This window comes from Flavobacterium sp. IMCC34852, from assembly GCF_030643905.1.
Classification (GTDB): Bacteria; Bacteroidota; Bacteroidia; order Flavobacteriales; family Flavobacteriaceae; genus Flavobacterium; species Flavobacterium rivulicola.
This window is the reverse complement of record NZ_CP121446.1, coordinates 1809456-1821929: the sequence shown is the minus strand read 5'-3', so window position 1 is coordinate 1821929 and position 12474 is coordinate 1809456. Positions and strand designations below refer to the sequence as shown.

13 protein-coding genes are annotated in these 12474 nt (G+C 35.9%); 7 read left to right on the top strand and 6 right to left on the bottom strand.

Annotated features, from left to right (window positions below; genetic code table 11):
• Positions 1-33: 33 nt before the first annotated feature.
• The 5 genes from aroB (at position 34) to P7V56_RS07875 (ending at position 4325) form a co-directional block, all read left to right on the top strand.
• Positions 34-1101: a 3-dehydroquinate synthase gene (aroB, locus tag P7V56_RS07895; protein ID WP_171223179.1), complete on the top strand. Its 1068-nt coding sequence runs from the start codon at positions 34-36 to the stop codon at positions 1099-1101.
• Between the two features lie 57 nt (positions 1102-1158).
• Positions 1159-1338 carry a hypothetical protein gene (locus P7V56_RS07890; protein ID WP_171223180.1) on the top strand — a complete coding sequence of 60 codons (180 nt, stop codon included), beginning with the start codon at positions 1159-1161 and terminating at the stop codon, positions 1336-1338.
• 54 nt (positions 1339-1392) lie between these two features.
• Positions 1393-2793, top strand: coding sequence for an arginine decarboxylase (locus tag P7V56_RS07885; RefSeq protein ID WP_171223181.1), 1401 nt, complete (start codon positions 1393-1395; stop codon positions 2791-2793).
• A 123-nt stretch (positions 2794-2916) separates the two neighbouring features.
• Positions 2917-3891: a deoxyhypusine synthase family protein gene (locus P7V56_RS07880; RefSeq protein WP_171223182.1), complete on the top strand. Its 975-nt coding sequence runs from the start codon at positions 2917-2919 to the stop codon at positions 3889-3891.
• Between the two features lie 11 nt (positions 3892-3902).
• Entirely contained in the window at positions 3903-4325 is a 423-nt protein-coding gene (locus P7V56_RS07875; protein ID WP_171223183.1) for a DNA primase, read from the top strand.
• A 77-nt stretch (positions 4326-4402) separates the two neighbouring features.
• On the opposite strand, the gene P7V56_RS07870 is transcribed toward P7V56_RS07875, so the two are convergent.
• From P7V56_RS07870 to P7V56_RS07845, 6 genes are all read right to left on the bottom strand, one after another.
• Positions 4403-4924 (bottom strand): DinB family protein, encoded by a 522-nt coding sequence (locus P7V56_RS07870; RefSeq protein ID WP_171223184.1) that lies wholly within the window; start codon positions 4922-4924, stop codon positions 4403-4405.
• A 34-nt stretch (positions 4925-4958) separates the two neighbouring features.
• Positions 4959-7544 carry a phosphoenolpyruvate carboxylase gene (locus tag P7V56_RS07865; protein ID WP_171223185.1) on the bottom strand — a complete coding sequence of 862 codons (2586 nt, stop codon included), beginning with the start codon at positions 7542-7544 and terminating at the stop codon, positions 4959-4961.
• Between the two features lie 77 nt (positions 7545-7621).
• The gene (locus P7V56_RS07860; protein ID WP_121313528.1) at positions 7622-8104 is read right to left on the bottom strand and encodes an Lrp/AsnC family transcriptional regulator; all 483 of its coding nucleotides are present in this window, start codon (positions 8102-8104) and stop codon (positions 7622-7624) included.
• Positions 8105-8176: 72 nt separating this feature from the next.
• Entirely contained in the window at positions 8177-9319 is a 1143-nt protein-coding gene (locus tag P7V56_RS07855; protein ID WP_171223186.1) for a M14 family metallopeptidase, read from the bottom strand.
• Positions 9320-9421: 102 nt separating this feature from the next.
• Entirely contained in the window at positions 9422-10432 is a 1011-nt protein-coding gene (locus P7V56_RS07850; RefSeq protein WP_171223187.1) for a hypothetical protein, read from the bottom strand.
• Positions 10433-10493: 61 nt separating this feature from the next.
• Complete coding sequence (locus P7V56_RS07845; RefSeq protein ID WP_171223188.1) at positions 10494-11045, bottom strand: 1-acyl-sn-glycerol-3-phosphate acyltransferase; 552 nt, start codon at positions 11043-11045, stop codon at positions 10494-10496.
• A 59-nt stretch (positions 11046-11104) separates the two neighbouring features.
• Between P7V56_RS07845 and P7V56_RS07840 the strand changes: the two genes are divergently transcribed.
• Both P7V56_RS07840 and P7V56_RS07835 read left to right on the top strand, forming a co-directional pair.
• The gene (locus P7V56_RS07840; protein ID WP_171223189.1) at positions 11105-11767 is read left to right on the top strand and encodes a spermidine synthase; all 663 of its coding nucleotides are present in this window, start codon (positions 11105-11107) and stop codon (positions 11765-11767) included.
• Complete coding sequence (locus P7V56_RS07835; RefSeq protein WP_171223190.1) at positions 11767-12474, top strand: potassium channel family protein; 708 nt, start codon at positions 11767-11769, stop codon at positions 12472-12474. The genes P7V56_RS07840 and P7V56_RS07835 overlap by 1 nt, the downstream gene beginning before the upstream one ends.

The following is a 12474-nucleotide window of genomic DNA, read 5'->3' as shown; positions in this document are numbered from 1 at the left end:
TACCTTATTTTTGGGGCACAATTTGACAAAAAAATGCAAACCATTCAAGCCAACGGTTACCCGGTTTTATTCGGAGAAAAAGAATACGAAACCCTCAATGCTTTCATTAAAAATAACAACTATTCCAACTTGTTTATTTTAGTGGACAGCCACACTAACGAATTGTGTTTATTGCGCTTTTTATCCTTTTTAGTCACCGACAAAACCATCGAAATCATTGAAATTGAATCGGGCGAAGCCGAAAAAAACATCCATACTTGTGTTGAGATTTGGAATATCCTGACCGAATTAGGTGCCGACAGAAAAACCCTTTTGATCAACATTGGTGGCGGCGTAATTACCGATATCGGTGGATTTGTAGCTTCAACTTTTAAAAGAGGTATCGATTTTATCAATATTCCTACTACATTATTGGCCATGGTTGATGCTTCTATAGGAGGTAAAAACGGAGTAGATTTAGGCAATTTGAAAAACCAAATCGGTGTCATTAATGTTCCTAAAATGGTTTTAATCGATACAGAATTCTTATCCACTTTACCACAAAACGAAATGCGTTCAGGCTTGGCTGAAATGCTCAAACACGGATTGATTTTTGACGCGAGTTATTGGTCACAATTTAGCGATTTGAGCCAAACCGATTTTGCCGATTTCGATGAATTAATTCACCGCTCTATTGAAATCAAAAATGAAATCGTAATGCAAGACCCAACCGAGAACGGGATTCGCAAAGCCCTGAATTTCGGACATACTTTAGGCCATGCCATTGAGAGCTATTTTCTTGAAAACCAAAATAAAAAAACTTTGTTGCATGGTGAAGCCATTGCTGTTGGAATGATATTAGAGAGTTTTATTTCCAGGCAAAAAGGACTACTTTCTGCTGCAGAATACCAAGAAATAAAAACGGCCATTACGGCCATTTTTGACCCTATTATTTTTGAAGAAAATGACCTTCAACCCATACTTGATTTATTGATTCACGACAAAAAAAATGAGTACGGCAAAATACAATTTGCTTTGCTTGAAGGTATCGGCAAAATTAAAATCAATCAAGAAGTTGATAATGAATTAATTATAGAATCTTTCAAAGATTATAAAAACTAATATTTTTTTCACAACAATAGTTGTATTTCGAGAATATAATTTTTTACATTTGCCCTAATGAAAAAAAGTGTCAACACTACTAACTACAGTATTTACAGTCAAGAAATTACCCATCATTTCTTAGCTTTTGATTCCCATTTTTTAAATCAAAAAAATGACCCTACTGCTTTGTGTTCCCCGATTACTTTTTTATTCCAAGAAAAATTACCTATTATTTATGCCAACATCAGGGTTTGAATCGGAGATTATTTTGTCTTTAAAAATAATTTAATCTGAAATTCTGTATCCTAAATGAACACTAAATATTACGACTTAATTAACCAAACTTTCTACTTCCCGCAAGAAGAATTTACCTTAAACAAAGACAACCTTCAGTTTCACAATATCGATTTGATGAAACTGGTTGAGCAATACGGTACACCGTTAAAATTTACTTATCTGCCGGCTATCTCTAATAATATTAATAAAGCCAAAGGTTGGTTTAGAAAAGCGATGGAAAAAAACGGTTACGAAGGCAAATACTATTATTGCTATTGCACCAAAAGCTCTCACTTCAAGTTTATCATGAACGAAGCTTTTAAAAACAATATCCATATCGAAACTTCGTCTGCTTATGACATCAATATTGTAGAAAAATTGATGGAAGAAGGCAAAATCAACAAAAATACTTATGTAGTGTGCAATGGCTTCAAACGCGATGAATATGTTTCGAATATTGCCCGTTTGATGAACAATGGTCATAACAAGACCATCCCGGTTATAGACAACTATGAAGAATTGGATTTGCTTCAGGAACAAATTAAAGGAAAATTCAAAATCGGTATTCGTATTGCCGCTGAGGAAGAACCCAAATTTGAGTTTTATACTTCTCGTTTGGGCATTGGTTACAAAGACATAGTACCGTTTTACAGAAAACAAATTCAGGAGAACAAACAAGTGGAGCTTAAAATGTTGCACTTCTTTATCAATACCGGTATTCGCGACACAGCTTACTATTGGAATGAGTTGTTAAAATGTATGAAAGTTTACATTGCCTTGAAAAGAGAATGCCCTACGCTCGACAGTTTGAATATTGGCGGTGGTTTTCCCATCAAAAACTCCTTGGCTTTTGAATACGATTATCAATACATGATTGATGAAATACTCAACCAAATCAAAATAGCTTGTGACGAAGCAGAAGTAGACGTACCACACATTTTCACCGAATTCGGCTCGTTTACCGTAGGAGAATCAGGCGGTGCCATCTACCAAGTTTTGTACCAAAAGAAACAAAATGACCGTGAAAACTGGAATATGATTGATTCCTCTTTCATCACCACTTTACCGGATACTTGGGCGATTAACAAACGCTTCGTAATGTTGGCCGTTAACCGTTGGAATGACACTTATGAAAGAGTTCTTTTAGGTGGGATGACTTGCGACAGCGATGACTATTACAATTCCGAACAACACATGAATGCGGTGTATTTGCCTAAATACAACAAAGAAAAACCCCTTTACATAGGATTCTTTAACACCGGAGCATACCAAGAAACTATTGGTGGTTTTGGCGGACTACACCACTGTTTGATTCCACAACCAAAACACATTTTGATTGACCGTGATGAAAACGGTATTTTGGCTACCGAAGTATTCTCGGAACAACAAAGTTCAGAGGATGTCTTAAAAATATTAGGCTACGATAAAAAATAAACGCCTGATAATCAGATTAAAAAAGCAATTTTATATTTATAATAATTTTTTAAAAAAGTGTTTGCCGTCAGAGAAAAAAAGTTTTTCTTTGACAGGTAAACTACAAACAAACAACAAACAACAATGAGTAAAGGACCAATTAGTCAGTTTATAGAAAAAAACTACCTTCACTTCAATGCAGCCGCTTTAGTTGATGCTGCAAAAGGTTACGAAGAACACTTACTTGACAACGGAAAAATGATGATAACCTTGGCCGGTGCGATGAGTACAGCCGAATTAGGAAAATCATTAGCCGAAATGATTCGTCAAGACAAAGTGCATATTATTTCTTGTACCGGCGCCAATTTGGAAGAAGACATTATGAATTTGGTAGCGCACAACTCTTATAAAAGAGTACCAAACTACCGCGATTTATCACCACAAGAAGAGTGGGATTTATTAGAAAACCATTTCAACAGAGTAACCGATACTTGTATTCCTGAAGAAGAAGCTTTCCGCAGATTACAATCACACTTATACGACATTTGGCACAATGCCGATTCAAAAGGAGAACGTTATTTTCCGCATGAATTTATGTACCAAATGATCAATTCAGGCGTTTTAAAACAATACTACGAAATTGACCCGAAAGATTCTTGGATGGTAGCAGCGGCTGAGAAAAACTTACCGATTGTAGTACCGGGTTGGGAAGACAGTACCATGGGAAACATTTTTGCTTCCTATTGTATCAAAGGCACCTTCAAACCTACTACCATGAAAAGCGGCATCGAATATATGATGTGGTTAGCCGATTGGTATCCTAAAAACTCTTCGGGCAGAGGCGTTGGCTTCTTCCAAATTGGCGGCGGAATTGCAGGTGACTTCCCTATTTGTGTGGTACCGATGTTATACCAAGACATGGAAATGCACGACGTTCCGTTTTGGAGTTATTTCTGCCAAATTTCAGATTCCACTACAAGTTACGGTTCTTATTCAGGAGCTGTCCCAAATGAGAAAATCACTTGGGGAAAACTTGACATTAATACCCCAAAATTTATTATTGAATCGGATGCAACTATCGTTGCTCCACTAATTTTTGCTTACTTACTGGATTTATAAAAGATTTTTTTATGAGAAGAATTATTGTAGACTATGCCAAACTAACCGGAGACATCCTAAACCTTTTAGTAGAGAAGTTTCCTGAAGGCTATGATGATACCGACATTATTCGTTTCAGAAATGCTCAAAACGAGTTGATTGAAGCAGTGGAAGTACGAACTGAAGATACCATTTATTTGGTTAAAGTAAGTACCAAATTAGCTAGCCGCATGGAAAAGTATGATGAAGAAGACGACATCGATGCTGTAGTTGAACCAATTGAACCAATCAAAGGTTTAGATCTTGATGATGATGATTTACCATCCGAAGATGACGATGTAGAAATCGATCCTCTAAAAGACAAAGGCGGTTCTGATGACGACGATGACGATGATATTGATGATGATGATTTTGCCGATTCAGACAACTTTGAAGAAGATGATGATGAAGAGTAATAGAATTATGAATTAGAAATTACGAATTACGAAATAAAAAAAATCCCAAGTTCAAATGTGAATTTGGGATTTTGCTTTTAATCTAAATATCGCTCTTGAAATATACGCTGATGGTGATTTTGATGCCCAATAATCGTAAAGCCTAAAGCTCTTACCGACATAGGATTATTTGAAGCGATGCCTTTACGCAATAACTGTTCTTCTGAAAAAGATTTGTATAATGCTAATGTCGATTGTCTTACTACCAGCATTTCACTCAATAAATCTTGAATGCTTCTATTGTTAGCATTTGCTTCGTCTACATAAGTATTTTCATCAAAACTGGCCAAAGGTGTTTCGTCCTTTCGGGCAAAACGCAACGCTCTGTAAGCAAAAATTCTTTCGGCATCAATAAGGTGTAACAAAATATCTTTAATCGTCCATTTGCCCTCGGCGTAGCGGTAATCAAATTTATCCAGTGGAATGTTTTGCACAAATTTCACTAGGCGATGAACCGAAATTTCCAGTTCTTCGATTAAGTTGTATTCTTCGGTAACTGTATCGATATAAGTGCCGTAATAAGGAGCATATTCATCGGTATGGAGTTGTGATTTTCTCATGATGATTTTTTAAGTATATTACTATTTAATTGATTTAAGCCGAATTCCGACTCGCATTTGTATTCCCAAACAACGATCGTGTGACTAATTTTTCATAAGTTGCTACCAATTTCTCATCAAACGTCGTTTGCTTTTTCAACGCATTGATTTGTGAGGAAGCATATTGTTGGATGGTCAATAACGGCAACACTATCTGTTCACGCATAGCGATTGAAGCTTTACCATCGGGATAATTTTGCATCAGTTCTGTATGTCCGGCGATTTTTAAAAGCAAGCGTTTGGTTTCTTGAAATTCGTCGAAAATGATTTGCCAAAAAGCACCAAACTCCGCGTCATTCTTCATATAAGCTGTCAACGGAAAATAACATTTGGCCAACGACATCATACTGTTTTCCAGCAATGTTCTAAAGAATAAAGAGTTGTTGTATAAGTCTTGTACTTCTTCCCAACGATGGTTAGTTTCAAAATATTTCAAAGCAGTTCCGACACCAAAAAATCCGGGAACGTTTTGTTTTAATTGGCTCCACGAACTTACAAACGGAATCGCACGCAAATCGGCGAAATTTAATTTATCATCTGTATTGCGTTTAGAAGGTCGGCTACCAATATTGGCTTTGGAATAATATTTCAACGTACTCATTTGTTCCAAATACGGAATAAACTTCGGATGGTTTTTAAAGTCGATGTATTTTTGGTAACCCAATTCCGCCAAAGAATCTATAATCGCTTTTTCAGATTCAGACAAATTGTTTTCGTCTTTATTAAATATCTGATTGGCGACTCCGGCACTTAAAAGGTTTTCTAAATTGTACCGACAAGAATCTAAGGTGCCAAAATTGGAACTTATCGTTTGTCCTTGTACTGTAACTTGTATCGCTTGATTTTCAATGGTTGAACCCAATGATGCATAAAACTTATGCGTTTTGCCACCGCCACGCGCCGGCGGTCCGCCACGACCATCAAAGAAAATCACCTTGATTCCGTATTCGCGAGATATTTTGGTAATCATTTCTTTGGCTTTGAAAATACTCCAATTCGCCATCAAATAACCGCCATCTTTCGTTCCGTCAGAGAAACCCAACATTACGGTTTGCTTGTCTTTTCGTTCTTTTAAATGATTTCTATAGATGGTATTTTGATACAGTTGCTCCATAATTTCATGAGCATTTTGCAAATCATCAACCGATTCAAATAACGGAATAATATCTACCGTTGGATTTTCCCAATTCAAAAGTCGGAACATCGCAAAGGTTTCCATCACATTTAAGGCACTTTCATTATTGCTGATGATGTATCGATTACACCCTTTTTCACCATTGTCATTTTGGATTTCACGCATCAATTTAATAGTGTCTAAAGTAGAACGCGTCAACTCATTTTCAAAGAAATGATTGCTAAAATCAAACTTTAATTTAGACACCACTTCCATTTTATCCGCTTCAGTCATGGTCTCAAAATCATCCGGAAAATACAATTCCTTCTCTTTTTTTAACACCGAAACTATATCATCAAAAACCTGATTGTGAATTTTACTGTTTTGGCGAATGTCTAACGACGCAAAGTGAAAACCAAACTGCGTGATTTTTTGCAACAGCAAATTGATTTCATCCAAATACAACGATTGGTGTTTTTCGATAATGATTTGCTTGATAATATTTAATTCGTTTTTCAATTCTTCCAGAGAAATAAACACTTCACCTTGTGAATAAAATACGGAGCGGTAAAGTTTGTATTCTAAACTCGCTATAATTTTATCAACTTCGTTAAACGTCAGTTTTCTTTTTAAATTTCGAATATCAAAATAGTAACATTTTAAGATTGAGGTGCGCAAACGCTTGGCAACTTTCTCAGTAATTTCCGGAGTTACAAACGGATTTCCGTCTCGGTCGCCACCAGGCCAAAAGCCTAAGTTGACAATTGGATTCTCAATAATATTGCCTTCAAAGATGTTCTTTTGCAAATACTGCATCATCTCGCCTATCGTTTGGTAAAATACATTTTCGAGGTACCAAATCAGGCTCACCGCTTCATCAAAAGGCGTCGGTTTTTCTTTTTTAATAAATGGCGTTTTCCCGAGTTGGGCCAACAATTGCTTGATTTTAATCAAATCATTAACGCGAACGGCTTCGGTCAAATCGGTGATAATACCCAATACCGAACCCGGATAAAACTGTGTTGGATGGGCTGTTAAAACAGTACGCACATTAAAACTTTCCAAAAAATCAATCAGTTCTTTGCGCTTGTCTTTGGCTTCAGTCTTTTCTTTGATATCGCGCAATGAACCTCGACCTTCCAAATTATTCACTATCGGAAATGCGGCATCTTCTATGGCATCAAACAGTACAATCTGACGCTCAACATACTGAATAAAGCGAAACATCAAATCTATTTTTTGGTCTTCGGTCGCTTGGTCCAAATACTTGTCGGCAAAGAAATCGACAATTTGTTTAGGCGACCAATTGTTTTTAAAACCGCTATCGCAGACCTCAGAAAACAAAGGCAATAAAACACCGGTATTGTCAATGGCATCAAATGGTAACGTAATAAACACACTGTTGTAAATGTGGTACTTTGACAATACATTTTGGTTGAAACGCTCAATTTTGGGTAAGGTGTACATGGCGCGGGAATTTTGGCTTAAATTAATAAAAAAACCTCAAGCTTTCACTTGAGGTCTTAAATTTATTTTGGTTCTGACTAGTCTAACTCTTGGAAGATAGTGTGCATCAAACGTTTTTTATCATTGATACTTTCTTCCAGTGAAATCATCGTTTCTGTTCTGTAAACGCCTTCGATGTCATCAATCATAAAGATTACGTCTTTCGCGTGTTTGGTATCTTTAGCTCTGATTTTACAGAAGATATTGAATTTACCTGTAGTTACGTGAGCCACAGTTACATATGGGATTTCGTTGATTCTTTCTAAAACGAATTTAGTTTGTGAAGTGTTGTTTAAGAATACTCCAACATAAGCGATGAAAGAATACCCTAATTTTTCATAATCCAAAGACAATGACGAACCCATAATGATTCCTGAATCTTCCATTTTCTTCACTCTTACGTGAACGGTTCCGGCAGAAATCAATAATTTTTTGGCGATATCTGTAAATGGAATTCTGGTGTTGTCAATCAACATATCCAAGATTTGGTGGTCTACTTCATCTAAGCGAAACTTACTCATAAAACTATTTATTGGTTTATTTAAAAAACTACACAAAAAAAATACATTTTTTTCAATAAAAAAAGTTAATTGTTAATTATTTATCAAGCCATTAACGATTTTTATATTCTTTCCTAAATAAAAGTCAGCATTTTGTTCGATATTCGGAAAATCAGCATCGTTATCATGATATACTTCGCCTTTTGCGTCTAGTATCTTGTGACCGAAATAATTATCTAAATTGTCTATTTGAGCTATTCTTGCTTCAAAAGTAACTTTACCTTTATTCAGAACTTCATTGTATTGCGCTGCAAAATTGATAATTTTTTCTTTATCATCATAATTTATTTTAACATTTTTATAAACAAAATCGTAAAAAATGACTTTATTTTGCGGAATTTTTAAATAATCCTCGTTTTTATTGTCAACTATATCGTTTTCGTATAAATATTGAATTCCGGATAGTAAGGCTATAAAAATGTATTTTCTAGTCTCTTCGCGTTCATAATCTTCAGGAAAATGCCCGGCTTCAAATAAAATGGTCGGTACTTTTAAAAACTGAAACGTATCTCCAACACAATTAAAATTGAAGGAATCATCAAATCTTCCGACTTGATTGGGAATCAAAGTTTGCAAAGTTTGATTCATAGCAACAATAACGCTCATGGCTTTGGTTCGAACAACATTAATGTCTCTATTCTCATTATAAGCCGGTGCCAAAAACGAAACTGTGGCAGGCTTGCCCGAATCCGCAACTCCGTATATAGTACGTTGATCGTGCAAATTATAGCAAAAATCAGGTTGGAAATTTTCAAAAACTTGTCGCAAGACTTGGCTTTCCGGTTGGGATAAATCTTGGGCATCACGGTTTAAGTCAATACCATTGGCGTTTTCACGAGTATATAATTCGGATCCATCCGGGTTTAGCATGGGTAACAAACAAAAAGTAAACGAATTTAAAATCTCCCGACTTTCTTTAGTATCAGAATGGAGAAAATTAATAAAATCGAATAAAGCTTTGGTCGTAGTGCTTTCATTACCGTGCATTTGCGACCACATCAAAACTTTGGTTTTACCCGAACCTAAAAGCAGCTGGTAAATAGGTTTTCCCAAAACAGAATGACCTACTATGGACGTTGGATGTTTTGCTAATAGCGGTTCAATATGTTTTAATGTAATATATCTTCCGAAAAGACTTTCGGCTTTGTATTGCTGATGCAGGTGTAAATAATTCATGTGCCAAATTTAAGCAAAAAGAAAACTCCAAATTCAACCCTATAAAAAAACCTTCGATACTTGAGTACCGAAGGTTTTTAACCAATTATAACCTAAACAACATTATTCTCTGAAAAGGTAAACACTACTCACGCCCGGTTCAGGTCTTGAACCGGTTGGCATAGCATTTACATTGGAATTCGGTAAATCAAAAGTAAGTAGTTTGCCGCCGCCGTTTAACCTTTCGGCTACGTAAATGGTTTTGGTGAAATTGTCATAAGCCACATCCACCGGATTGCCTAAAGAAGTATTAGAACCGTAAATTCTGATTTGTTTGTTCATAGCAATCGTTCCCATATTTGGCGTAGCCGCAAACAACTCGGTAAACCCTTTAAGTACAATAACACCACCATCTGAATCAGAAGCTGCTAAACCAACATCAGTTAAAACCATAGTGTTACTTCTTTTTGAATAAGTAATCCCGTGAGTTCTTACCAATCCTTCGACAGTTACTCTTTTGGTCGGCAAAATGGTGCCATCAACATTGGCAAAGAAATTTTCAAACGACAACAAATCACCGGTCAAATCAGCAACAGCGTATAAAGTGTCACCTTCTAAATGGATTCCCCAAGTTTTAAAATTCACGGTGTAGCTGTTTAACAACATAAAACCGGAAGCTGTTTTTTGGTAAACGATTAACTTGTTGGTGTTGTTATTAGCGGCACTTTGGTCTTGAGTAACCACCACTTTATCACCGGAAACAGCAATTTCTCTGGCATTGGTAAAGTCGGAAGTACTCATAGCTGTTAATGATAACGTCGTAGAGTTCATGGCCACAGCATTCATAACATCACTGTAAGCTTCAACTCTGTTGTTGGTTCTTGAAGCCAAAATAAGTTCATCGCTGTCATCAAAATAATAAGCACCATCAGCATCTGTAGACGCTACAGTAAAGCTGTTAATCCCGTTTGTGTTTAAATCGGTAACCGAAACTTTACCTGTGGTGTTACTGGTGGTAAAAAGGATGAACTCTTTGTTGGCTGAACGTTCTTGGTTCATAGCATTGTTAGTATCGTCTGAACATGACACCATCACGACAGACAATAAGGCAAGGGTAAAAATTGTTTTTTTCATTGTAAATAGTTTTTGTTGATTATTGACTAAAACTACCTACGAGAAAAAAAACAGTTTGGTTTTAAACTTGGAATTGTCTTTCCGGAAATTTGCCTTGAACGCCTTTAAAATGGGATAAAATTATCTTCATATCTTCCTCATAATTGCCGGTAAGTGTCACCGGTTGCCCGATTTTCACTTCTTTTTTAGCATAATCAAAAGCGATGGGGATTATCGGAACATTTGCTTTTAAGGCAATATAATAAAAACCGGTTCTGAGTTGGGTTACTTTCTTACGCGTACCTTCCGGAGCAATAGCCATTCTGAAAACTTCGCGGGAATTGAACACTTCTACTGTGGCATCAACATTGTTTTTCCCACCACTTCGGTCTAACGGCGCGCCGCCAATGCTTCTGAAATAATACCCAAAAGGAAAAGTGAACAATTCTTTTTTGCCCACAAAATTCATTTCTAATCCAATAATCCCTCGGCAAAACAACCCTATAAAGAAGTCAAAATTACAAGTATGCGGCATAACCATCATGACACATTTCTTTAAACCAGCATCAATAGTTCCGGTTATTTTCCAGCCCATCAATCGGAAGAAAATAAATTTATACAGCCGCTTTTTCATGACCTTTATTTTTCGTAAATTTAACATTAATCTCTTATTTTTGAGAAAAATATTTAGCAATGCTTCGAAGACTGTTCAGCTATTTTGTTCCAATTAATATATACACGAAAAATTCGCCTGTAAGCAAAACCCTTGAAGTGACTTGGAACAATGGTCAGTTGGTACTCGACAGTAAGAACACTAATTATTCTTTTGGCAGTTTGCAGCGAATTTTACGCAAAGGGCTTAAATACATAGGTTACAGCCGTATCCAAAAGTTTGAGAGCATACTGGTTCTTGGAGTTGCCGGCGGAAGCGTTATCCGAACTTTGACCGATGAAATCAAGTTTAAAGGTAAAATCACGGGAGTTGAAATTGATCAAAACATTGTGGACATTGCCAATCAATATTTCAAACTGAATGAAATTCCGAATTTGGAAATCGTGATTGATGATGCTTTTGAGTATGTATTGAAAACGAAATTGAAATACGATTTGATAATTATTGATATTTTTCAGGATACCATTATGCCTAACTTTTTATTTGAAGATTTTTTTATCAACCGAATTAATGATTTACTTAATACTAATGGGTTTATATTGTTTAACACCATGGTGATTACTAAAAAAGACGAAGAACGAAATTTACTTTATAAAAATAAATTCGGCGGTAATTTTTCACTTCGTATGTATCCGAAAGTGGAGACTCACAACGAACTATTTACCATCAAAAAACTAAACTAATGGGATTCTTAAAAAAATTATTAATCGGTAAAGTTTCCCAAAGAGACAAACCCAAATACAATCCCATAGTTCGCAGAATCTTGAACATTCGCGCCATTTGGAACAATGATCATCAGGACGACAACGGCCTTGAAAAAATAGTGCGGTTATTGCTTTCTTCTTCACAATTGCTCTTTCCCGGTTTGTACATTAAATACATTGCCAATAAATTAGGTCACGAATACCAAGACTTAGCACTCGATTTTTATGTATTGGCCAAATTTGTTTTCCCAATAGTAATTTTAGTCAACCATTGGCAATACGACCAATTCATTATGGGAATTATGGTTTATTTGTTATTGGAAACCGTGCTTTACATTCCGACCTTAATTTTTGCTTCAGATTTATTCAACAAACCTCGTTCTTACAAACGTTCAATGCTGTTGCTTTTTTTCAATTATATGGAAATCGTGATTTCGTTTGCCGTTTTGTATACGCATGGTAATAATATGAACAAGCCTTTCGAACATTGGTTTGACGCCATTTACTTTAGTATCGTAAGCTCAAACTCAATTGGTTTTGGCGATTATTATCCGATTACAACATTTGGAAAAGTTTTGGTGAGTTTACAAGCGTTGTTCTTCTTGTCGTTTGTGGTACTTTTTCTGAATTTCTTTTCTAACAAAGTAAAAAACAAAGGCTATTTTGACAATGATGAAGTTGAATAA